Here is a 19134-nt window from a genome sequence, read left to right on the forward strand (position 1 = left end):
TTGAGTTGGGTGATGTATTACAGGTACTGGCGTTTAATGCGATCGGCGATGCCTTCAAGCTTTTCCGCCATGTACCGCATGTCGTTGTTATCGCGGCGGGAGACGACGCCCGATCGCCCAACGTTGCGACCGTCGATGATCCAGGCTGCTAAGAGGATGATTGCGGATTCGAGCCGACGCCGAAGCCAGCCGGTGTGTGGGACAACCTTCATCGCCACGGCCCCCTGCAGATCAGGGAGGCCATGTAGAGCGGGGCGAAGATCATGGCGTCACCTCGCGGCGCGCCCACTGCACGTAGGGGCCATCGTCCGTGTCGAAGATGCCAAGCAGGAACCAGTCATCGGCTGACGGCGTCTTTGGCTCCCACCCTAAGCAATGAGCCGCATCGTCTTCCCAGTAGGGATGGGATTCCAAGGCGGAGTCCATGTGCGAGCCAGTTACCTTCAGCCCTTGGGCTTCGAGCCATGATCGCCACGCTTCGGCGTCTTCGTCGAAGTCCGGAATGTTTGGGTGATACCAGTACCCGTCTTCATCGCGCACGACATCGACGGGGCCAATCAATTTTTCTTCAGGCATGACTTCGTCCTTGCCGCTAAAGCGGCTGACTTTGAAGGGGAGGGAGTTACATCGAGTAGGGGAAGGATGCTATTAAATCGTGGGCAAAAAATAAGCCCGCCAGAGCGAGCTTATTTGATTTAGTGGGCTGGAGTTAAAAACTAAGCGTTACTGTAAATTTCTTTAGTGAAATAATCAGAGCTTTTTTCAACTTCAGATTCAACCCACTCGCGGGGAAAAGATCCGCTCTGCTTTGAGCTCTGAATAATGCAGTCTTCAAAGCTCAAGCTTTCGGAAATTATGCCCATATTAATGGAGGGGGCTGCACCACTAGGCCGGCCAATCCGGAAAACCTATCTTCCTTCTTTTTCACTTTGTACCCTCCATTAGTGAAATCATGTGACGCTCGATATACATAGACAATATCTTTGCAACTGTCAGGGTAAATACTTTATCACGCTCCCACGAAAATTGGGAAACATGATTGCTTGTGAATACTAGCACACCTAATGGTTTGTTTCCACCCAATACATTGTAAGAATCCTTTATTGGTACGGAAATGAATGATCTGTAGTTCTTTTTATCAGATTCAATGGTGGCGCTATCAGAAAGCTCTGAACTTATCGCTATATCCTGACAAATTTTCGCTTCGCCTTGAATGTACGCAAGCCCTACGTGTCCGAACCCAGGCTTCCAGCGTCTATTGGATGTAGGAAGTCGATTGTCGTGGCTGCGCCATTTTATAAAAAGTTCTTCGCTTTTATCGTCATACATATATAGTGCGAAGTTGTATAGGGAGTCGCCTTTATATCCAAATAATTGTGTGCGGTGATCAACCAAGTGCCATAAGATTCGATTGAGCCCTGTTTCCCAGTCTTTAAGGCCTTGTGCAAAGGGATAATCGGCTGGACGTGATCGAACCTCATCTATTAAAGACTCTAGTTCCAGTGTCATTAAGTATGTGACGCCCTGCTGCGTTTTAGATATTTCATAAACCGTTTTGGCTTTGGGTATTATCTCTGATTTGTACTTTTCAGTCTCCGCTATTGCTTCTTCAACGGCAAGAGTTGTCGATCTTCTGTTTCCAGCATAAAAAATTATGATCGCAAAAATAATGTGAACTGTGATGGAGATGGAGTAAAGAGTTATTTCTGTTGAGGTGAAGTTCTGACTAGCAAATAGCTTGCTGGCAAATAAACCGATTACCAGTGGCGCAATTAATGTCATCCATGTATTGGCGCAAAATATACTAGCCGAGACAATGCTGTCTTCAATGTTTCTATTTGCATGATTTACTTGTTTTAGATCCATTTGCTGTAACTCTGATGGCTTATCTATGGCTTTATGGTTTACGAGCGAGGTTAAGTCAAGCTATACGTGGGGGCGATTTTTGTAAGTGTGCCTGTGCAGCGCGAGGATGGTACGGTCTCGTTGTTGACTGTAGCTTGTGCCGGGGCACACCCGGGCGTTGGAGGGTGGGTTTTGCTGAGATGAGGGTTTGACCTTGGCCTTGCGCTGTGGACTGTCAGTGCCATACTCAAGGATTGGAAAGCGGTGATACATGCAAAGGATGACTATGGCGAAGATGAGTTTTCACGATCTGCTTAATGCTCAAATTGGTTCAATTGTTTCGAAGAGGGAGTTATATGATCTCATTCAATATTCGAAGGTGCCGGGTTCTGAGTATTGGAGTGGTGAAGACCTGGTTATTAATAATACTCCTCAGCAAGGTATAAATTGGGTTGGAACGCTTCCTTTCCTTGCGGGAGTTTTGGTTAAGGTTCGGTCCGGTAGTTATAGCCATGATGGTTGGCAGGACACTGAAAAAGATCTTTATCGCTATTCGTTTAAGGCTCGAAAAGGTGTAGTGTCGCTAAAAGAAAAGGCAAATCTTGCTTTGCTGAATCAGCCCGAGTTTGGTTATCCAGTGGTTCTTTACAGCGAGCGAAAAAGCAATTGGGTTTTGGAAGGTGTATTCAGCTTGGTCGAGTGCGCCGACGAATATGTCGTTCTAGGTCGCCGTGCCGCAGCCTCTGCACTTTTAAAAAGGTCGGCCAAGGCTTTATGGAAGGTGGTAAAAGATATGTTACCCATTTGTTATCGGAGCGTAACACTCAAATAGTTACGCTGCTGAAATCGACAAAGTCTTACATCTGTGAAATCTGCAAAGAAGATTTTAGTATTCGATACGGGGTTGAATATATCGAGGCGCATCATAAAATTCCAGTTTCTGCAGTCCCAGCGAAAAGGGCAGTGGTGTTAGAAGATTTCGCATTACTTTGTTCTAATTGTCACTCTGCAGTGCATGCCCATATGCGTGCGGGTTTGGAAGTGTATATGGACATCAAAGAGGTTATTGTTAAGCGGCTGGCTCATAAGTAACAGAGTATCCTGCGTCCAACCCAGTGCACTATGGCAACAGCTTTACTGTTCCCGATTGCCTTGTAGCGCGGGCCGTCCGGACATTCCTCGGATGGTTTTCCCTGCCATGGAATTTGCGTGTAATTATCGAAAAACCCTTGGCACCGCTCCCACTCAATCACACTGGTTCTTCGAATACCTTCGGACTCCAATACATATGCCTCTCTGTCATCGAGAGAGCCACCCCCTTGTGCCGTGAGAGTAGGATGAACTGCGAGCTTCTCCGGCCATCCCGGCGGCCGATCCCTGCGAGGGCCTTCGCGCTCAAAAAGTACCTCGGTGGGATCGAATCTGTCTCGAGCACTTGCGACAACGAACACGCGACGGCGTCGTTGGGCCAAGCCGAAATATTGGGCGTCCAGGACCCGCCACGCGATTGTTCTTTTGGGTCCATACACACAACCAGCGTCCGGCCATTTCTTCCCTGAAGGCTGCAGTTCGCAGTCTTCCCCAGCAAGCGCGCCAAGAAAGCATCCGAAGGCGTTGCCTCTGTCGCTGAGGACACCGGGGACGTTTTCCCAGACGACAACGCAGGCGGGCTTTCGCTGGCGGGCGCGAACATAGTCAACTGCATCTGCAAGCTCCACGTATTTGATGGTGAGGGCGCCACGCGGGTCGGTGAGGCCTTCGCGCATGCCGGCCACGCTGAAGGCCTGGCACGGTGTTCCGCCGACGAGGACGTCCGGGGCGGCGATCTTGCCGGCTAGCACCTGAGCGCCGACTTTGGTCATGTCGCCGAGGTTCGGCGTGTTCGGGTAGTGGTGGGCCAGCACCGCGCTGGGGAAGGCTTCGATCTCGGCGAACCAAGTCGCGTGCATTCCGAGCGGCTTCCATGCAAGGGTTGCCGCCTCGATTCCGGAGCAAACGCTTCCGTAACTGATTGTCATGAGGCATCCTCTCGGAAAATTTAGGGGATTCGATTTCATGAAGGAACAGGTGAAGTACGTCGGTGGCGAGAAAGGGTCGTACTTGATGGCGTTTGGCGACGATAGTGCCTACAAAGGTGTTCTGTGTTTTGCATATATAATATTCGTGCGGACTAAGTTGAAGAGAATCCAACGACAGATAAGGGAACTTAAAGTAAGATTTAAAATTCCGCTGTCTACTGCGCTACATTGTCGAGTTCTAAATAGTGGGCAGCAACGCTTGAAGTCGGGCTTGGGTCATTTAACTGAAAGCGATATTCAATCTATATACTCAAGCTTGGTATACATACTCAATTACAATTCTGTCCGGGTCAAATATGCGCACGGCGTTGAAAATGACGTGAAGCAAAACTTCGATGGCCCTTTCGAAAATTTTTCGCAAAATGGGGCCCCGTTCCCTGTTCAGTATGATCCGAAGGGGATGCTTGGGTTGTTAGCCCAAATATGTTTCGTCGATGCCAAGGCCGTGTTAGGTGTTGGTGTAGATGACATCGAAATTTATCTTGCATCAGATCAAACCAAGGTTAAATTTCTCGGTCATGCTAAGCGGCAGGCTCACCATTGGGCGCATGGAATGATAGATGTCGGTGCTTCTTCGGGATTGGTCGTTAGAGTGAAGCCAGAAATAGGCGACGGTGGTTACCCAGAACTTTTGGAACTAGCAGATTTTGTTGCGTATACAGCGTGTCACGCGGTCTTGGGGAAGGAGTCTGAGCCCTTTTACTTTGGTTTGCTTTCTCAGGTAAAACAAAAGCAAAGTATGGAATTTTTCGGGCGACCTGAGTAAGGCATTTGATTGTGGGGCTGAAGATCTTCTAAAAGAATGCCTTAATGCCCAACGACCGGTTTAGCGAGCTTTTCAAGCTGCCGCGACTATCTACCCTTCGTACTGGTGGTTGGCAATTTGGTTTGGGTTGGGGTATTACGGGTGACCGGCATGGGGCCGGGCCAAGGAGTTTTAAATGTCTGATGTAAACCCGGAAGTTCATCAACAAGCGTTAGTGGCCGTGTTGGCGGCTGCAAAAGAACAGGGACTGGACCCAGCGAAAATTGTCGATCGTGCAAGCGAGCTTTTGAACGACGCAAACGGCAGCACACGGTTTATTCCTGAGCGGGACGTAGAGCATGTCGAACTGGAGCTGAGTCTGGCTTACGCCAAAATTAAAGGCCTTTACTGATCATTGCAGAGCATTGAGGCCTGACGCCTTTTGCAGCGCTCAAGCAAACGCGACACGCTTTCGGGTATCACGTATTCGTGTCGCGGTGGCGTCAGAAGGGGAAGGGCGCCGCCCGGGCCAAAGCCGTGAAGATGGTGAATCATCAGCGTGATCGTCTGGCCCTGTTCCTCGACGCCGCTTCAGACCATCAGATCAGCAAGCGCTTGGCGTGTGCCGGGCAGGCAGTGCAGCCTGATTTCCTCTTCGCCGCGGCTTTCGTTTAGCGACCTGCATTGCTCGTGGCTATGGCCTACCTCTTCAATTCCGTTGGCCGGCTCGTCACCAAGTGGTGTATCTATACCTAAACTCACACTGGCAGGAGGCCGAGATGAGGTTGCAGAGCGATGTAGATGCGCTAGCGGCTATCGAAGAGGACGCTAAAGCGATGCTTAAACGGATAGGGCTGCCGGATGACGCTGTGAAGCTGGAGGTGGTCGTGTTCCTTCGCGAGGTGATCGACCTGGCCAGCTACATGGATTCGGCGCATCGAATCGTTGAGCCGCCTAGCTTCGTCTGAGGCGAGTGGGCATGCAGTCGATCAGGCGCGCCGAACCTTGAAGTGCAACATCGCCTTGATGCTGTGGCAGTAATCCTGAAGCCGCTCGTAGGCCTTATATTTGGCCTGACTTCGAGTTGCTGCCCACACCTTGACCAGATCTTCGCGGGCTTCTCGGTTCCAGTCGAGATCGTCCCAGTCATGCTTGAAAGGCAGGACCAGCCATTCTTTCAGCGGCAGCGTCTCGGCCATTTCGCCGTACTGCATTTCGTGGGTGGGATGGTGGTTTCTGATCCGCTTCTTCGGATCTTCGTCCAGCACCACGCCGATGTAATGACCGCGATCTGCCAGGATGACGCCGGGCTTGCCGTAGGCGATGACGCGGCGGCCGATTTCGGCGGGCACCTGATAGTGCTGCCGGACGTATGCGCAGTTGTGGCTCATGGATTATCTCCAGTCAGGCGCCGCCCTCCGGTTACCGGTGGTGGCAATATGAAATTGAATAGGGTATCTATGATTTCTTTGGGAGCGGAATGGGCATGGAAGTGAAGCTTGATGAATTTATCACAGCGTTTTTTGCGAACGCGGATTGGACTAGTATTGTTTTGGCTGCCAGCCTTGCGGGGTTTAGTGTTTACAGATATTTCTCTATAAAGAAGGATGAATTTGAAGCCCGGGAGTTCGAAAATTACCACCGCATGGTTCAGAGCCTAGTTAGAGGTCCCGACGAGGATCGAAAACCATATATCGACGCTCAAATTGCGGTGATTTTTGAGCTCAGATTCATGAAGAAATATCACTCCGTGACACTCAGGATACTTGAGCGTTCTCTGCCTGGATGGAGGGCGAGCAAAACGCAATTCGTCGAAAGTGTTGCAAACGAAGCGCAGATGACAATTGACTATATAGTTCGCAAAAGAGGAGGGGCGATCAAGAATTGTTAACTTCTTTTTCCGAATAGAGAGACATTCGAACTGACTAACTCTCTTCGGCGTCGAGCCGTAATGCTTGGCGCTGGCCATGGCTGTAGAGTTGATGCGCCACGTTTTCGTCAATGACGATTTCGTGGCGCGGATAACGCAAGAACTCGATCAGCTCGTCGTCGCCCATCAAGTCCATCTTCATGATGGCGATCTGCAAGACTTCGCTGATGATCGGCACCTGGCCGCGCAGCCGAATACGCTCCATGGCCTGCTCGATGCCTGGCCTGACCTTGTGCCGCAATTCCTTCTCGGCGACCGCCAGCCGCTTCTGCGCAGCCTTGGCCGATCGTTCCTGAACAGTCTTCGCCATGGCCTACCTCTTCAATTCCGCTGGCCGGCAAGTCCAGCCAGGTCTGTCGTTTGCGATGTTGCACCTGCCGGGTGATACGCCTCATGAATCGACAAACTTGAACTTGTTCTCGCTGGCGATCAGCGCAACCCGCTTGACGTGCATGTGCAGTGTCTTGGCCGTCTCGCTGATGGTCTTGCCGGCTTCGGCCAGTTCGCGAACCTTCGGGGCGATCTTGTTGCGCTCGACTCGCAGACGGTCGTGATGCGGTGTGGATGCCAGCTTTGGATCGCCAGTTACGCCACTGGGGATTTGCTGGGCCTTGCCGCCGGCGCCAAAGAACTGATCCAGCTGCTCGTTCAGGCTCGCGACGATGCAGTCTCGGGGGTTAGGTTGCGGTACGCCGATCACTGCTGATCTCCTGCTGGCCGGTTGGCTTTTGTTTCGAACTGAATCGCCATGTCGAGCGCCGCCTTGTAGGTCCAGCGAAACGCCGCGGTCTTGCCGGTGGACAGATTGACGACATGGAAGGCCTTGCCGACCGTCCTCACCTGGAAGCGCAGCTGCTTCTCCGGCATCACTAGGCCTGCGAGTCGCGCAAACGTCTCGCGTGCTGCCTGGGTACGAATCATCAGGACGCGCAGAACATCGACGCGCTGTTGCATCAGTGGGTGCATTTCGACCTGAGCAATTTCTGTTGCGTGCTTCATGGTTGATTACCTATCGGTTGTCATCCCAAGCAGCCCTCGCGAGAAGGCTGCTCAGTGATGCGTTCCGTCCAATTGCCGCCGGAAGGGGCGGGGCGCATTGCTTGCCGGGTCATTCACTCGGTTCTGGCGTTTCACCATCGGGCAGCCGTACAAGGTTTTCCCTGTCGTTGGCAGGCTTTCGGGCCTGTCTGCTCGCCGGTCGCCGGTAGAGGCAATGCGGTCTGTTGTTTGTCGCGCTGACTGTTAAAGAGCGGAGGGCTTGGAAGCCCCGCCGGCTGCGTGCAGTTCAAAGTGCAAGTCGGCTTGCATTAATAAAAGCATGCTTGCTATTTGAATGCAAGCACGCTTGTGTTTATTTTTTGTACTGTATGTCCATACAGTGTTGGTGTGAAGGTGGATATGGAGAAAGGGAAAGGACGTTCGGACCAGGCAGTTCGCCATGAGGCGACAGGTTTAGAGAAACTCGGGATCCGGGTTTCAGAAATGATTAACCACCCCATAGCTCAGCTTAAGCGCTGGGTGACTATCCACCGCCTTGACACGGATGGTGACCAGGAATGGGAGGAGGTGATGGGGCTAATCTCTGAAACCGACGGCATCGACATGACATTTAATGACGATGATTCCGTGACGCTGAGGTGGGAGGCGAGTGCCGATGAGGATGGGCCGGTGGAGACAATGGAGCCAGAAGGCGAGCCTGCGCCTTTCTGATGGACACAAAAAACCCGGCAGTTGCCGGGTTTTCGATTAATGCTGGTTCTTAGACTGTGAGTTCTTTGCCTGATCACGACTTTGCATTTCAAGCAACAATTTATATGTCGCATCACTCTGCTTTTGTGTCTCGAGGATCAGTTTTTCTGTTGCTTGCTGCCGCTGTAGGGTGGATTGACCAGCATCAAAAAAACCAGTGACAGAGCCCACAATTGTGGAGTTTACCCCCAAATCCCAACAACTGTAGCCGCTGCGATAGCGAGCGTCGCCCAGCGGGCACTTCTATTCGAACTTTTCACCTCATCCAGTTTTTTATCGAGCCGCACCTCAAACCCGTCGACGGTTTGGGTCATCAATTTGACAGATGAGCTCATCGCATCGAGCTTGGAATCAATGATCGCATCACGGTCTTCAAGCCGTTTGTGCATAGCCTCAAATCGTTCGGTATACAGCTTATCCCTTGCTTCTTGCTCCCGGCGGTACGATTCCGATCTTTTTTCCTCGGTCGACTCCATCCTGTCGATGCGCTTGTCCATCCTGCCTTCAATAGCGGATAGTGTTTGGCTTAATTCTTCGCGCGTAATGTCATTCATGAGTTGAGTATCTCCCGCAGTCGGGGGATGTCACCCGTAGAGTTCGTGTCGCGGTGTGACGGCGGCCGAAACATAGGCGTGACCTTTTCAAAGGAGTCCCTCACGTCATGTGGAGTTTCATACTTACTCATTGTCATCGTTGGTCATCTCGTCCAGCTCAAGCTGTTCTGGCTCAGGGTTGTCGTCGACCCATCGCCTGACCACTCTTGCAAGATGTTGACGAACAAATCCACACTCATTGCAGTGAATACCCAGAAAATTCACGAAAGTCGGATGTGGGCCGTCGCGCATTGGAGTAACCAACCGGTACGTCATTTCGTTTTCGCTGGATCCAATCACTGTCCAATTCGCCGTGTGGCACGCGGGACATTCAGACTCAAAGGTCTTTGTTTCCAAAAAACGAATAAAGTCTTCCACAGTGACAGAAAACTTGTGGCGCTTCACATCTTCGATTGACATGACTTCCTCATTGATTTGGCATTCAAGTATGGGTCAAACGAGATGAGCATTCCAAACGAGCAAAACCCGAGCTTGGATAAACGTCATGTCTCGCCTGATCATCCGGTCTTTGTGCTTGGTGTTGTCGGAGATCATCTCGAAGTGATCCTCATCGGCAACCTGCAGCCGCTTGATGTAGATGTGGTCGTCCCACGAAAACAGATAGATCCCATCGCCTACAAAATTGCGGATGCTCACGTCGACTATCAGAGGGTCGCGATGCTTGATCGTCGGCTCCATCGACTGGCCCCAGCCGGTAACCATTTTTAGGTGAAAATGCTCTGCGAATTCGACGCCCAACTCGCGAAGGTGCTTGGGGCTGACGCGGATGTCTTGGAACGTTTCCGGGAAATCGTGCGCGATCTGTCCGCCACCCATTGCCGCGCGGATGTCGTAGTGCGCGATCCACACTTCGTCACCGACTAGACCCGGACGGGAAAAGTCTCCAGTGATCACATTAGTTGACTTCGCCTCGAGCGCAGTCTCTTCCACGGCATCAGCTATGCGCTGACGGGCGTCTTCAGATAAGCCCTTGCCATGCTTTACAAGCATCTGCTTGACCAGGTCGGCAGATGATTTGCTACCGACTTTGGGTGGCGCCAAATCTTTCCGTCTTGGTGGCTCTCCCTTGCCGGACAGAAGCCAGTCCACCGTTGTGTCATAACCCTCAGCAATAGCGATCAGATTTTCGTTCTTGATGTTGCCTGTGTCGCCTGCAAACCACTGACGAACAGCCTCATAGCTCACACCGCAGGTGCTAGCTATATCCCTTTTGAAGCCGCGAGCTCCAACCTCCGGTTTTCGCGAAAGTACAAGCTTCGTAATCCGATCAGTAATTTTCATGCGAGCAATCTACAAGTTAGCTTGCCAAGCATGCTTGCTTAGTAAACACAAGCATGCTTGAATTGCCGGACACCACAAGGAGTCAGCCATGAACCGTGCCGACGCTATCAATCATTTCAAAGGGATTGCCCCCTTGGCCAAAGCGCTCGGAATTACTTACGAGGCGGTGCGGCAATGGGGCGATGAAATTCCTGAACTCCGTCAATACCAGCTTGAGCTGGTAACAAACGGTCAGTTGAAGGCCGACAAAAAAAAATCAGCTGCATAGGTCATCCCTGGTTGTCGATCTGTAGGGCAATGATCGCCTAGGCCCCGATTGGCATCCACGGAAACAAAGAAGAGGTTTTACGAATGGATGAATTTCTGCGGGCTTGCCAGAGCGCGGTCCTCGACAACGAAGCGAAGGTACTGGCCGGTCAGATGGGCGTTCCTCACGTGAGCCTGCTGCAGCGTGCCAACCCTGACAACGATGCCCATCATCTGACTATCGAACATCTGTTCGGGATATTGCTGCATACCCGAGACATGCGCCCGCTCGCCGCTTTGGCTGATCAGTTCGGTTTCGATCTGGTGAATAAGGAAGCCCCAACGCCGAAGGCACTCACGGCTTCGATGATGAATGTCGGAAAAGAAATCGCAGACCTGACCTTGGCAGTGCACAGCGCGCTTGCTGATGGGCGCGTCACTCAGATCGAGAAGCAGGCCATCCGGAAGGAAATCGATCACGTGCGTCACGAACTATGCGTGATGGAAGAGTCGGTAAAGGTCGCTTGAATCGCAGGCATAAAAAAACCGCCTGGCAGGGCGGCTTAGTACAACTTCATTTAGAGGTGAATAGTGACCAATAAGACCACCAGAGTCAACAGTACTAGCGATGTTGCGACACATTATGACCAGTCTGCAAAAGTGTCTCGACACCATGATGTAAATCAGTCTGCAGCGATTGATGCCGCCCTCATGGTTGGTTTGCAGTACTCGCACGAATCCAAATCTCACTTCCGCCGGCAATGCCTGAATCACCTCAAGGCATCACTGGCAACTGTCCAGGATGTTTCTGCATGAGCACCATCATTATGAGTTTGTGCTGGCCGTTGCAGGGCATGAGCGGCCCGCAAAAGGCTGTGCTCATATCGCTGGCAGATAATGCTAACGACGAGGGCGTCTGCTGGCCTTCGGTTGCCCGTATTTCGGAGCGAACCTGCCTTGCTGAACGGACAGTTCAAACTGCGATCAAGTGGCTGGGGCAGGTTGGGTTGCTGTCAGTTCGTGAGCGAATGGGGCGTTCGACAATGTACACCCTGACCCCTGCGGCATATGCACCCCCGCAAGAGTCGCACCCCGCAGCAGCTGCACCATCACCCCCGCAGCTCACGACAGAAACCCCCGCAGCAGCCGCACCCAGAACCGTAATAGAACCATCAAGTCAACCATCACCTCTTGGTGGTGGTGAGCAACCCCGAAAATTTCGAAGGCGAAATGCCCAACTCAGGCAATCGTCGATTTGTTCAACAAGACGATTCCAGAGTTTCCTCGAGTCGTGATGTTGACTAAGGACCGGATCGCCAAGATCGGTGCTCGCTGGAGCGAAAGCGAAGTCCATCAGGATCTCCAGTTCTGGGCTGAGTACTTCGCTTTGGTGCGTTCGAGCAAGTTCCTGATGGGGAGGTATCCGCTTCCGGGGGCACTCCTTTCCGCTGCAACTTCGACTGGCTGATTGCACCGAGCAACTTCGTCAAGGTCGTTGAGGGTAACTATCATGCGTGACCCTCACAGCGTCGAGGCTGAACACGGCCTGCTGGGCGCCATGATGCAGCGCCCAGACCTGATCGATACGCTTTCCGAAGACTTGTCGGCAGAGGCGTTTTACTTCCCGGCAAACGCCGACGTGTACCGCAGCATCATGGCTCTCCGTTCGGCTGGTCAGGCGATCGACTTCCTGACTGTGGGTAATCACGTCGGTTCGATGGACGACGGCAGCCCGGCATTCGCCTATTGCGCCGAAATCGTCAAAAACACTCCTAGCATTGCTAACGCCAGAACATACGCCCAGATAGTTCGTGAGCGGGCTATTGACCGGGCGCTCTACGACCTTGGCAGCCAAGCGATGGAAATATCGCAGGGCACCGAGGATACGCAGGCGAAGATTGCCGCTGTTCAGGCTGCGGCCATGGCGATTGATTGCGGTTCGGGTGATGACGACATCGTTAAGGTGGGTGACGTGTTGGTCGACCAGATCGAGGTCTGGCAGGAACGCCATGATCGCCATTCTCGCGGTGAAACGCTGATCGGTTTATCGACCGGCCTGAAAGATCTGGATGAAAAACTGGGTGGCTTACAACCAGATCACCTGTACATCGTTGCCGGCCGTCCTGCCATGGGGAAGACCACGCTCGCCATGGGGTTCTCAATCGATGCGGCGGTCCGCCAAAACAAATCAGCGCTCGTCATCAGCCTTGAGATGAATAAAGGTCAGCTGGTGGACAGGGCTACGGCTTCCGAGGGGCGCATCCCACTAACGCTGGTGAAAAACGGAACCGCCTGCGAGACACACGGCACTGAACTACAGGCCGCTGCCGGGTTACTTCGCCGCGCTTCGCTGTACATCGCTGACCGCGCTGGCTCGTCAATTGGACGCATCCGTTCGCTCGCTCGCCGCCACAAAATGCGTTACGGCTTAGACCTGCTGATGATCGATTACCTGCAATTGGTGGAAGGCGAGGGCGGCAACCGAACCGAAGAGGTCAGCAGCATAAGCCGCGGCTGCAAGTTGCTCGCCAAGGAACTGGGCATCCCCGTTGTGTTGCTCAGCCAGCTGTCCCGTAAATGCGAGGAGCGTCCGAACAAGCGCCCAATTCCTTCTGATTTGAGGGAGTCCGGAGCCATTGAGCAGGACGCTGATGTGATCCTGTTCGTGTATCGCGATGAGGTCTATCACGAAAACACCGAAGCCAAAGGCATTGCCGAAATAATCATCGGCAAGGGGCGCGACATCGAGATGGGCACTGTCCGGACGGCGTTTCTTGGTCAATTCAACCGCTTCGAAAACCTTGCTGCCGGTTGGAAGCCAGAGCCTGTCGAGCAGCCGGAAAAAGTCACCAGCCTAGCCAGCCGTTACCGCAAAAAGGATTCGTTTTGATGAATACAAGGCGACTCGCTGTTCCCGACCCGTCCACCTACCGTTTCGCGGTGTTCTGCTGCTCGTTCAAGGTTGATCTGAGCTCTCCGCCGGATCACGCGCTGGCATTGTTCGCGGATGAGGCCATGGCCAAGCGTTACGGCGCATGGATGTGGCCGGGCACCTACGAAGTCGTGGACGTCACGACGGTGGGACCGCCATGCGCGTGACCTCGAAGAAGCTTCGCGCCTCCGCCAACGGCCAAGAATGCACCGTCCGGATTCCGAAGATCTGCAACCACAATCCAGAAACCACCGTCCTCGCGCATCTGCCTTGCGGGCAGAAGGGCATGGGCATGAAAGGCTTTGACACCGTGGCGGTGTACGCGTGCAGCGCTTGCCACGACGTGATCGACGGCCGCGCCGCCGGCGAGATCGACTGGCAGGACGTGCCGCGCGCCATCGCCGAAACCCACGAAGCGCTGATCAGGGCTGGAATTCTCACCGTGAAGGGGGCCGCATGAGTACCGCCGCGGTGAAGATCACCGAAGCTGAAATCAAGCGCCAAGTGGCCGGCACCGTACAGGACGTACGCGACATTGAGAATAAGGGCCTGTACCTGCGCTTCAACAAGGCTCGAACCGGTGGCTCGTGGTACCTGGTGTTGAAGGGCAAGTGGAATCCCATCGGCACGTTCCCCGAGCTGACTCACAAACAGGTCGTAGCGGCGCTGCCGTCGCTTCGGCTGCGTCTGGCCGCCGGGGAGGGCGCGAGCCTGTCGAAGTGGAACGCTGTTGGCGAACTGCTGGACTGGTTCGCTGATCGCATGTCGCGCGATCGTAATCTGTCGACCAAACGCAAGAACACCGGCGCCTCGATCATCAAGTGCCACCTGAAACCGCGCCTCGGCGAGCTGCCCCTGATCGGTATCGACAAGGCTGCTCTCGACACACTGCTGATGTGGCCGCTGCAGGAGACGGTTTCTATCGACTACGTGCGTTCCGCGTTCCAGCTGTTGGCCTTGTCATTCCGGCAGGCGGCCAAGCTGGGGTTGATCACGCCCAACCCGATGGCAGCGATCCGGTTCAACGACTTCTCTAAGGCAAAGGTCGGCATCAAGCCGTCCCGTCTGCGCGGCGTTCAGTTGGAAGGCCTGCTCGGGCAACTGGCCGAAGTCATGAGCACCGCGCCGCTGGATTCGATGCTCGCACTGATGATGCTCTGCCATGGCACGCGGATCGGTGAAACCCGGATGGCGCGCTGGTCGCACATCAGCCTGGCCGAACGCGAATGGTTCATCCCGGCGGAGAACACGAAAACCGGTGTCGAGCATCACCTGCCTCTGACCGAGCAAGTATGCACGCTGCTGACCCGGTATCGAGAAGGCCAATACGCTCGAGGCTATGAGGGCCAGTGCCTGTTCCCGGCACGTAATGGCAAGGCGCTGGGCGAGGCGCAAGGCTGCGCCGTGTTCCGTCGGTTGGGAAAGGGCGAGTGGACCAGTCACGACCTGCGCAAGGTGGCGCGCACTGGCTGGGCAGATCTCGGCATCGACCACCTGATTGGCGAGCTACTAATCAACCACGCGATGGGGCACAACGTGAAGGTGTACATCCAGTCGGACGTGATGAGCCGCAAGCGGGATGCCCTTGAACAGTGGCATGCACATCTAGATCAGAAAGGCTTCGCAGCGATTCATGGATTGACCGGCTTTAGATTTGAAGATTCTGGTAATTCGCTGCAAGCCACAGAACATAAGGCCCGCAAGGCCATTGAAGAAACAACCATAGGCGAGGTTTTAAATCATGCAGAAGAGGCGAGCGCCTGGCTTTAAGCGCGAACGGATTGAGCTGCAGCCTTGCTCGATCTGCGTGGGAAAAGCGGTAGTAAAAGGTCTGTTTTATGAGCTGGTTTGCACCGATTGCAACGGTTCAGGTTGGGTTGTTAGTGGCAGCAGGTTGGTGCTTTCTTCCGACGAGTTGGTCACTCAATTGAGCTTCAGATTGCAACGGGCACAGCGTGAAATTTCTGAACTGAAAGGCTTGCCGCTGACGAGCGAGCCACAGAGCCAGTATGAACGAGTGAACCGCCTGGGGGCGGGCGGCACTAACTACACAGGGGATTGAAAATATGATGATTCGTAAGCCGGCAGGGCGTCCACTAGGGGACACCGAATACCTACTTGAACAGTGGGGGTGGTGGCGAATGGATGGGGTGGGGATTCCGGGTTACACGTCCCCAACTTTCGCGCTGATGCAGAAAGCCGTAGCGAATCCGTCTGCAAGCAAAAATTATTGCATTACGGACGACTGGGCTATTGCTATCGACAACGCTGTGGCCCGGCTCACACATCGCGATCAGCAAATGGGCGATGTCCTCTGGCTGTACTTTGGTGAAAAGTGGGCCATGGTGAGAGTGGGAAAATATTTTGGGATCAGTGAGGGTAAGGCAAGGGAATTAGTCAGGGCAGCAGCGGCGTGGGTAGACTGTGCAATTAGTGACATGAGAGCGGCGGCTTGATTATGAGTGAAGGCTGGCAGTTAGCTTGCCAGCCTTCATCTAAATTCAATCCCCAAACATTAGTCTATTTGTCCGCCTTCCGCTTTTAGCTTCTCGAAAGTGTTCTTCGCAGAAGCACTGCCCACCAGTAATTCCGACTGGAGGCTCTGAGCAGCTACGATCAAAACATGTGGCCCAGTCAGGAATAGTCCCCTTAAATGGTGGCGGTTCTACTTCTTGCCATGGATCTATGTGGAGCCCACAGCTGGGGAGTCCTGCCATACTTGTGTCAGTAGCAAATCTTTCGCATTTGACACAGTATTGAACGAATTCAGGATGGTCGTCGGGATCATCATGCGAGTCATCTCTCGTTGATGTTTCTTCAATGATTGACACGTTTTCCATGAATAGCCAAGCGCGAAGCCAATTTGAGATTTCGACTGCCTTGAATTTACTAATGTCCTCCTTGTATTCGCTTTCTTTATCAAATCTATAAATTTGCTCAAGGTATCCAGTATAGGCTTCACGCAATATTCCTGTAGCGTGAAATGCGATATTGTGGGTTTGGACTACCTCCTCAAATTCATGAACTAAAGTATTCCAGTCTCGATTGTTTATTTCGGTGCAGGCTGGTGTGCCCAAGCATTCCTCTTGTGTTCTCATTGCAAGCTTTATTAGTCGAGAGTTGAAACCTTTTTCTGGGAATTCCAAGAAGTCAGCAATGCTTTCTTCTGGAACTTGCTCAAGTAGATGGCAAAGTTGTTCTTCTTCTGGATTCTTAAAAGGATTGATTGCGCAAATAATTATACTGTTTTCAAATTGGTAGTTCTTGTTAAGTTCTTCCCAGCGCTTTCTTATAAAGCAGAATCCGTGTAGTTGTTCTGCTTCCATTAGTTGAGCTGCGTGCGAGCTGATAATTGATAAGTTTTTCTCGGTGGTGGTGCTTAGCCTGTTTTCAGTTTCTATACTATCAAACCAGCCAGGCATGTCGTTGAATGAAAGCACTACCGCAGAAAAAGCGTCATGTGAAATCAGCTTATTTGTAAAGTGTTTAAAGTCATCATCTGAAGGGATGTGGAGGTGTAATTGTAAGCTGTCCAAACGATCATCGATTAAGGTCGGGCTATAAACAATTGTTTCTCGATCTGCAATGATTAAGTCATAGAGGTAGGCGTTTCGAGTGATTTTAGGCTTCAGGTTGGCTATCAGAACGTTTATTGTGTCCTTCTTCCCAGAAGCAGGAAAAGTTTCAGAAATATAGTTGCTATAGGCCAGAAGTTCAGTAAAGGAATTGCGCTCTGCGGAGCTATTGGTTTTCAGTTCGATAATGAATACCCCGTCTTCATGTAATCCGAGTAGATCCATTTCCATAGGTCTACTTGAGTCCGTGGGCAACTTTATGTCACTGGCTATAAGCTGTCCGTATCTGATTTTCTGGTGGATTGAGCTGATTTTATCAAGGCTACGTCTTTTGATTATCTTCCATAGATCAAACTCTAGCTCGTCGGCGCTGTACACCTCCTCGGAGATAGAATCAAAATGATAATGGGTACTCGCTATTTCAGATTCTAATTGAGGGGCATCAGCAACGAGCAGCTCCATGTTCTTTTTCTTAAATATAAAATCATGGAAGTCCCTTTCATTAAGCTTGCTCATTTTATGGCCCTTGGTATCGAGTTTCGTACTGTGGATGAGGATTCATGGCAATAGGCCATTCTTAAGATGTTCGCATTTGTGTGCTGAGGAATAAACACTTTTCCGCGCGGAATACATGTGTTTTCATGGGAGCGTGAACTGCTGTGAACGCAGCGAGACGCTTTCGAAACCCGGCCAATGAGTCGGGTTTTTTGTACCTACTTACAAGCCCCGCCATTGAGCGGGGCTTTTTCGTTTTCGGCCCCATGCCTGCCTCTTTGCTCTGCGCGGATGACAGTGACATGGAGGCCGAACCTATTTGAGGACTACAGATGAGCACGGAGCAACAAGCTCTCGCGGATGTGCCCCTTTGGCTTTTGATCTTGCTGAGCATGGCGGGCCTGTCGGGGGAAATGCTGAGGGCGTCAGGAAGCGACCTCGGTCTTCGGCAAATCCTGCAACGAGTGGCTTTGCGATTTCTCGCATCTGGTCTGCTGGGTATGGCGACGTTGCTGTTAGCGATGGCGCTCTGGAACAACCTCTACCTGGCTGCTGGATTGGGCATCGTCATTGCGGTGATTGGTGCTGATGTAGCCGGTGGTTTGTACACTCGGTTTTTGGCAAAGAAAGCAGGTATTCAAGTCGACGAGTAGGTCGCTGAGAATCGAATACTCCAAGGAGATCGGCCAATGCAGGTCCGCGTGATAGGGGATGACGGGAAGGAGTTTTCGGCCAAAGGTGAGATCCGACCCGACCCGGAGCTGACATCGCCGGGGACCCTAGGGTTATCCGAAGGGTACGGGGTCGGAAACCCGCGGGAAAGCGTTAGCCACAGGGCTGGAAAGTTAGTTGACAGCGGTTGACAGGTTGACAAGAAATTCTGTGTTTCCAGCGACAGAGTTCGCATGATCCAAATAGCGTTTTTTATTGAAGTCCCCCCGGTTCCATTGGGCTGTAGGCCTTTTCATGCCTGTTCATTTTCTTAAACAGCAGCCCCGGCGCAATGGTCAGAACGCTTGTCAACTAAGCCGGGTTAGTTGACAGGCTTAACAAGCCACGACGATGGAGGCCGCATGGCTTTTGTAACTCGCAAGGAGTACTGCGAGCTTAAGGGGTGGTCTCGGCAGTACGTTGGCAAGCTGGTCAAGAGTCAGCGACTGGTTCTGAATGCTGCCGGGCAGATTGATGTGGAGGCCAGCGAGCGGCTTCTGACCATGACGAGCGACCCGAGTAAGGCCGGCGTCGCCGCTCGACATGAGCGCAATCGTCCGAAACGGGATGATCAGCCACCGCTGGAAATAGTCATTGCAGACTTTGTAGATGACCCCTCTGGTGAGGTGCCCGACTTTCAAAAGTCACGCGCGCTTCGTGAGCACTACCTGTCGCTTCAGGAAAAAAACAACTTCCTTAAAGCCCAGGGCACTTTGGTAGAGCGCAAAGCGGTCGAAGATGCCGCCTATAACGCCGGTCGCTTACTGCGTGATCTTTTGCTTGGAATGGCTCCACAGCTCGCGCCTGAACTGGCCTCGCTGTCTGATCCATGGCAAATCGAAAAGCGTCTGGCGTCGGCTTTGCGACAAACATTGGAAGATGCTGAGCGGCTGTCTGCAGCAGATCTAGAACAAGCCATTACCCCGAGCTAAA

Annotated in this window: 29 protein-coding genes and 1 pseudogene; 18 read left to right on the forward strand and 12 right to left on the reverse strand. The window is 52.6% G+C overall.

Annotated elements, in window-relative coordinates:
* Positions 1–17: 17 nt before the first annotated feature.
* The 3 genes from M0746_RS10465 to M0746_RS10475 form a co-directional block, all read right to left on the reverse strand.
* Positions 18–212 carry a hypothetical protein gene (locus M0746_RS10465; RefSeq protein ID WP_258451465.1) on the reverse strand — a complete coding sequence of 65 codons (195 nt, stop codon included), beginning with the start codon at positions 210–212 and terminating at the stop codon, positions 18–20.
* A 49-nt stretch (positions 213–261) separates the two neighbouring features.
* A complete protein-coding gene (locus M0746_RS10470; protein ID WP_258449103.1) occupies positions 262–576 on the reverse strand; it encodes a hypothetical protein in 315 nt (104 codons plus the stop codon).
* 348 nt (positions 577–924) lie between these two features.
* The gene (locus M0746_RS10475) at positions 925–1866 is read right to left on the reverse strand and encodes a GAF domain-containing protein (protein ID WP_258449104.1); all 942 of its coding nucleotides are present in this window, start codon (positions 1864–1866) and stop codon (positions 925–927) included.
* 265 nt (positions 1867–2131) lie between these two features.
* Between M0746_RS10475 and M0746_RS10480 the strand changes: the two genes are divergently transcribed.
* Both M0746_RS10480 and M0746_RS10485 read left to right on the forward strand, forming a co-directional pair.
* Entirely contained in the window at positions 2132–2677 is a 546-nt protein-coding gene (locus M0746_RS10480) for a hypothetical protein (protein ID WP_258449105.1), read from the forward strand.
* Positions 2620–2937, forward strand: a complete 318-nt coding sequence (locus tag M0746_RS10485) for an HNH endonuclease (protein WP_258449106.1) — start codon at positions 2620–2622, stop codon at positions 2935–2937. Before M0746_RS10480 ends, M0746_RS10485 begins: the two co-directional genes overlap by 58 nt.
* Before the next feature lie 272 nt (positions 2938–3209).
* Here M0746_RS10485 and M0746_RS10490 read toward each other — a convergent pair.
* A pseudogene (locus M0746_RS10490) lies at positions 3210–3863 on the reverse strand (DNA cytosine methyltransferase); the annotation flags it as partial.
* A gap of 37 nt (positions 3864–3900) precedes the next feature.
* Between M0746_RS10490 and M0746_RS10495 the strand changes: the two are divergent.
* The 3 genes from M0746_RS10495 (at position 3901) to M0746_RS10510 (ending at position 5636) form a co-directional block, all read left to right on the forward strand.
* Positions 3901–4689: a hypothetical protein gene (locus tag M0746_RS10495; RefSeq protein WP_258449108.1), complete on the forward strand. Its 789-nt coding sequence runs from the start codon at positions 3901–3903 to the stop codon at positions 4687–4689.
* A 175-nt stretch (positions 4690–4864) separates the two neighbouring features.
* Positions 4865–5080 (forward strand): hypothetical protein, encoded by a 216-nt coding sequence (locus M0746_RS10500; protein ID WP_258449109.1) that lies wholly within the window; start codon positions 4865–4867, stop codon positions 5078–5080.
* Positions 5081–5447: 367 nt separating this feature from the next.
* The gene (locus tag M0746_RS10510; RefSeq protein ID WP_041481094.1) at positions 5448–5636 is read left to right on the forward strand and encodes a hypothetical protein; all 189 of its coding nucleotides are present in this window, start codon (positions 5448–5450) and stop codon (positions 5634–5636) included.
* A 21-nt stretch (positions 5637–5657) separates the two neighbouring features.
* Here M0746_RS10510 and M0746_RS10515 read toward each other — a convergent pair whose 3' ends face one another.
* Positions 5658–6059 carry a hypothetical protein gene (locus M0746_RS10515; protein WP_258449110.1) on the reverse strand — a complete coding sequence of 134 codons (402 nt, stop codon included), beginning with the start codon at positions 6057–6059 and terminating at the stop codon, positions 5658–5660.
* 95 nt (positions 6060–6154) lie between these two features.
* Here M0746_RS10515 and M0746_RS10520 point away from each other — a divergent pair, with 95 nt between their 5' ends.
* The gene (locus tag M0746_RS10520) at positions 6155–6559 is read left to right on the forward strand and encodes a hypothetical protein (protein WP_258449111.1); all 405 of its coding nucleotides are present in this window, start codon (positions 6155–6157) and stop codon (positions 6557–6559) included.
* Positions 6560–6593: 34 nt separating this feature from the next.
* Here the strand turns inward: M0746_RS10520 and M0746_RS10525 are convergent, their stop codons facing one another.
* The 3 genes from M0746_RS10525 to M0746_RS10535 all read right to left on the reverse strand — a co-directional run bounded on the left by M0746_RS10525 (position 6594) and on the right by M0746_RS10535 (position 7597).
* Positions 6594–6908 carry a hypothetical protein gene (locus tag M0746_RS10525; RefSeq protein ID WP_258449112.1) on the reverse strand — a complete coding sequence of 105 codons (315 nt, stop codon included), beginning with the start codon at positions 6906–6908 and terminating at the stop codon, positions 6594–6596.
* Positions 6909–6989: 81 nt separating this feature from the next.
* Positions 6990–7298 carry a hypothetical protein gene (locus tag M0746_RS10530; RefSeq protein WP_258449113.1) on the reverse strand — a complete coding sequence of 103 codons (309 nt, stop codon included), beginning with the start codon at positions 7296–7298 and terminating at the stop codon, positions 6990–6992.
* Complete coding sequence (locus M0746_RS10535; RefSeq protein ID WP_258449114.1) at positions 7295–7597, reverse strand: hypothetical protein; 303 nt, start codon at positions 7595–7597, stop codon at positions 7295–7297. Before M0746_RS10535 ends, M0746_RS10530 begins: the two co-directional genes overlap by 4 nt.
* Positions 7598–7996: 399 nt before the next feature.
* On the opposite strand from M0746_RS10535, the gene M0746_RS10540 reads away from it, so the two are divergent.
* Positions 7997–8308 (forward strand): DUF1654 domain-containing protein, encoded by a 312-nt coding sequence (locus M0746_RS10540; protein WP_258451466.1) that lies wholly within the window; start codon positions 7997–7999, stop codon positions 8306–8308.
* A 221-nt stretch (positions 8309–8529) separates the two neighbouring features.
* Here the strand turns inward: M0746_RS10540 and M0746_RS10545 are convergent, their stop codons facing one another.
* The 3 genes from M0746_RS10545 to M0746_RS10555 all read right to left on the reverse strand — a co-directional run bounded on the left by M0746_RS10545 (position 8530) and on the right by M0746_RS10555 (position 10242).
* The gene (locus M0746_RS10545) at positions 8530–8901 is read right to left on the reverse strand and encodes a hypothetical protein (protein ID WP_258449115.1); all 372 of its coding nucleotides are present in this window, start codon (positions 8899–8901) and stop codon (positions 8530–8532) included.
* A 123-nt stretch (positions 8902–9024) separates the two neighbouring features.
* On the reverse strand, positions 9025–9360 hold the full coding sequence (locus M0746_RS10550) for a hypothetical protein (RefSeq protein ID WP_258449116.1): 336 nt from the start codon (positions 9358–9360) through the stop codon (positions 9025–9027).
* Positions 9361–9393: 33 nt separating this feature from the next.
* Positions 9394–10242 carry an XRE family transcriptional regulator gene (locus M0746_RS10555; protein ID WP_258449117.1) on the reverse strand — a complete coding sequence of 283 codons (849 nt, stop codon included), beginning with the start codon at positions 10240–10242 and terminating at the stop codon, positions 9394–9396.
* An 88-nt stretch (positions 10243–10330) separates the two neighbouring features.
* On the opposite strand from M0746_RS10555, the gene M0746_RS10560 reads away from it, so the two are divergent.
* The 9 genes from M0746_RS10560 to M0746_RS10600 all read left to right on the forward strand — a co-directional run bounded on the left by M0746_RS10560 (position 10331) and on the right by M0746_RS10600 (position 15876).
* Positions 10331–10510 (forward strand): Cro/CI family transcriptional regulator, encoded by a 180-nt coding sequence (locus M0746_RS10560; RefSeq protein WP_258449118.1) that lies wholly within the window; start codon positions 10331–10333, stop codon positions 10508–10510.
* An 83-nt stretch (positions 10511–10593) separates the two neighbouring features.
* The gene (locus M0746_RS10565) at positions 10594–11016 is read left to right on the forward strand and encodes a phage regulatory CII family protein (RefSeq protein WP_258449119.1); all 423 of its coding nucleotides are present in this window, start codon (positions 10594–10596) and stop codon (positions 11014–11016) included.
* Positions 11017–11342: 326 nt separating this feature from the next.
* Positions 11343–11783, forward strand: a complete 441-nt coding sequence (locus M0746_RS10570) for a helix-turn-helix domain-containing protein (protein ID WP_258451467.1) — start codon at positions 11343–11345, stop codon at positions 11781–11783.
* A 215-nt stretch (positions 11784–11998) separates the two neighbouring features.
* On the forward strand, positions 11999–13378 hold the full coding sequence (gene dnaB / locus M0746_RS10575) for a replicative DNA helicase (RefSeq protein WP_258449120.1): 1380 nt from the start codon (positions 11999–12001) through the stop codon (positions 13376–13378).
* Positions 13378–13587: a hypothetical protein gene (locus tag M0746_RS10580; RefSeq protein ID WP_258449121.1), complete on the forward strand. Its 210-nt coding sequence runs from the start codon at positions 13378–13380 to the stop codon at positions 13585–13587. Before dnaB ends, M0746_RS10580 begins: the two co-directional genes overlap by 1 nt.
* Complete coding sequence (locus tag M0746_RS10585) at positions 13578–13880, forward strand: DUF1364 domain-containing protein (protein ID WP_258449122.1); 303 nt, start codon at positions 13578–13580, stop codon at positions 13878–13880. Before M0746_RS10580 ends, M0746_RS10585 begins: the two co-directional genes overlap by 10 nt.
* Entirely contained in the window at positions 13877–15190 is a 1314-nt protein-coding gene (locus M0746_RS10590) for a tyrosine-type recombinase/integrase (protein ID WP_258449123.1), read from the forward strand. Before M0746_RS10585 ends, M0746_RS10590 begins: the two co-directional genes overlap by 4 nt.
* Positions 15162–15482, forward strand: coding sequence for a hypothetical protein (locus M0746_RS10595; RefSeq protein ID WP_258449124.1), 321 nt, complete (start codon positions 15162–15164; stop codon positions 15480–15482). Before M0746_RS10590 ends, M0746_RS10595 begins: the two co-directional genes overlap by 29 nt.
* A gap of 4 nt (positions 15483–15486) precedes the next feature.
* Positions 15487–15876: an antiterminator Q family protein gene (locus tag M0746_RS10600; RefSeq protein WP_258449125.1), complete on the forward strand. Its 390-nt coding sequence runs from the start codon at positions 15487–15489 to the stop codon at positions 15874–15876.
* Positions 15877–15921: 45 nt separating this feature from the next.
* On the opposite strand, the gene M0746_RS10605 is transcribed toward M0746_RS10600, so the two are convergent.
* Positions 15922–17511: a hypothetical protein gene (locus M0746_RS10605; protein WP_258449126.1), complete on the reverse strand. Its 1590-nt coding sequence runs from the start codon at positions 17509–17511 to the stop codon at positions 15922–15924.
* A gap of 311 nt (positions 17512–17822) precedes the next feature.
* Here M0746_RS10605 and M0746_RS10610 point away from each other — a divergent pair, with 311 nt between their 5' ends.
* Both M0746_RS10610 and M0746_RS10615 read left to right on the forward strand, forming a co-directional pair.
* The gene (locus tag M0746_RS10610; RefSeq protein ID WP_258449127.1) at positions 17823–18143 is read left to right on the forward strand and encodes a phage holin family protein; all 321 of its coding nucleotides are present in this window, start codon (positions 17823–17825) and stop codon (positions 18141–18143) included.
* 420 nt (positions 18144–18563) lie between these two features.
* Entirely contained in the window at positions 18564–19133 is a 570-nt protein-coding gene (locus tag M0746_RS10615; protein WP_258449128.1) for a terminase small subunit, read from the forward strand.
* The last annotated feature ends 1 nt before the right edge of the window (position 19134 follow it).

It is taken from the genome of Pseudomonas sp. S11P7 (assembly GCF_023195435.1).
Taxonomy (GTDB): Bacteria; Pseudomonadota; Gammaproteobacteria; order Pseudomonadales; family Pseudomonadaceae; genus Aquipseudomonas; species Aquipseudomonas fluorescens_G.

Excerpts from the sequence above, each read along its gene's own strand:
- M0746_RS10465 (WP_258451465.1), bottom strand. The coding sequence starts at position 212 with ATGAAGGTTGTCCCACACACCGGCTGGCTTCGGCGTCGGCTCGAATCC.
- M0746_RS10470 (WP_258449103.1), bottom strand. The coding sequence starts at position 576 with ATGCCTGAAGAAAAATTGATTGGCCCCGTCGATGTCGTGCGCGATGAA.
- M0746_RS10475 (WP_258449104.1), bottom strand. The coding sequence starts at position 1,866 with ATGGATCTAAAACAAGTAAATCATGCAAATAGAAACATTGAAGACAGC.
- M0746_RS10480 (WP_258449105.1), top strand. The coding sequence starts at position 2,132 with ATGGCGAAGATGAGTTTTCACGATCTGCTTAATGCTCAAATTGGTTCA.
- M0746_RS10485 (WP_258449106.1), top strand. The coding sequence starts at position 2,620 with ATGGAAGGTGGTAAAAGATATGTTACCCATTTGTTATCGGAGCGTAAC.
- M0746_RS10495 (WP_258449108.1), top strand. The coding sequence starts at position 3,901 with ATGAAGGAACAGGTGAAGTACGTCGGTGGCGAGAAAGGGTCGTACTTG.
- M0746_RS10500 (WP_258449109.1), top strand. The coding sequence starts at position 4,865 with ATGTCTGATGTAAACCCGGAAGTTCATCAACAAGCGTTAGTGGCCGTG.
- M0746_RS10510 (WP_041481094.1), top strand. The coding sequence starts at position 5,448 with ATGAGGTTGCAGAGCGATGTAGATGCGCTAGCGGCTATCGAAGAGGAC.
- M0746_RS10515 (WP_258449110.1), bottom strand. The coding sequence starts at position 6,059 with ATGAGCCACAACTGCGCATACGTCCGGCAGCACTATCAGGTGCCCGCC.
- M0746_RS10520 (WP_258449111.1), top strand. The coding sequence starts at position 6,155 with ATGGAAGTGAAGCTTGATGAATTTATCACAGCGTTTTTTGCGAACGCG.
- M0746_RS10525 (WP_258449112.1), bottom strand. The coding sequence starts at position 6,908 with ATGGCGAAGACTGTTCAGGAACGATCGGCCAAGGCTGCGCAGAAGCGG.
- M0746_RS10535 (WP_258449114.1), bottom strand. The coding sequence starts at position 7,597 with ATGAAGCACGCAACAGAAATTGCTCAGGTCGAAATGCACCCACTGATG.
- M0746_RS10540 (WP_258451466.1), top strand. The coding sequence starts at position 7,997 with ATGGAGAAAGGGAAAGGACGTTCGGACCAGGCAGTTCGCCATGAGGCG.
- M0746_RS10545 (WP_258449115.1), bottom strand. The coding sequence starts at position 8,901 with ATGAATGACATTACGCGCGAAGAATTAAGCCAAACACTATCCGCTATT.
- M0746_RS10550 (WP_258449116.1), bottom strand. The coding sequence starts at position 9,360 with ATGTCAATCGAAGATGTGAAGCGCCACAAGTTTTCTGTCACTGTGGAA.
- M0746_RS10555 (WP_258449117.1), bottom strand. The coding sequence starts at position 10,242 with ATGAAAATTACTGATCGGATTACGAAGCTTGTACTTTCGCGAAAACCG.
- M0746_RS10560 (WP_258449118.1), top strand. The coding sequence starts at position 10,331 with ATGAACCGTGCCGACGCTATCAATCATTTCAAAGGGATTGCCCCCTTG.
- M0746_RS10565 (WP_258449119.1), top strand. The coding sequence starts at position 10,594 with ATGGATGAATTTCTGCGGGCTTGCCAGAGCGCGGTCCTCGACAACGAA.
- M0746_RS10570 (WP_258451467.1), top strand. The coding sequence starts at position 11,343 with ATGAGCGGCCCGCAAAAGGCTGTGCTCATATCGCTGGCAGATAATGCT.
- dnaB (WP_258449120.1), top strand. The coding sequence starts at position 11,999 with ATGCGTGACCCTCACAGCGTCGAGGCTGAACACGGCCTGCTGGGCGCC.
- M0746_RS10580 (WP_258449121.1), top strand. The coding sequence starts at position 13,378 with ATGAATACAAGGCGACTCGCTGTTCCCGACCCGTCCACCTACCGTTTC.
- M0746_RS10585 (WP_258449122.1), top strand. The coding sequence starts at position 13,578 with ATGCGCGTGACCTCGAAGAAGCTTCGCGCCTCCGCCAACGGCCAAGAA.
- M0746_RS10590 (WP_258449123.1), top strand. The coding sequence starts at position 13,877 with ATGAGTACCGCCGCGGTGAAGATCACCGAAGCTGAAATCAAGCGCCAA.
- M0746_RS10595 (WP_258449124.1), top strand. The coding sequence starts at position 15,162 with ATGCAGAAGAGGCGAGCGCCTGGCTTTAAGCGCGAACGGATTGAGCTG.
- M0746_RS10600 (WP_258449125.1), top strand. The coding sequence starts at position 15,487 with ATGATGATTCGTAAGCCGGCAGGGCGTCCACTAGGGGACACCGAATAC.
- M0746_RS10605 (WP_258449126.1), bottom strand. The coding sequence starts at position 17,511 with ATGAGCAAGCTTAATGAAAGGGACTTCCATGATTTTATATTTAAGAAA.
- M0746_RS10610 (WP_258449127.1), top strand. The coding sequence starts at position 17,823 with ATGAGCACGGAGCAACAAGCTCTCGCGGATGTGCCCCTTTGGCTTTTG.
- M0746_RS10615 (WP_258449128.1), top strand. The coding sequence starts at position 18,564 with ATGGCTTTTGTAACTCGCAAGGAGTACTGCGAGCTTAAGGGGTGGTCT.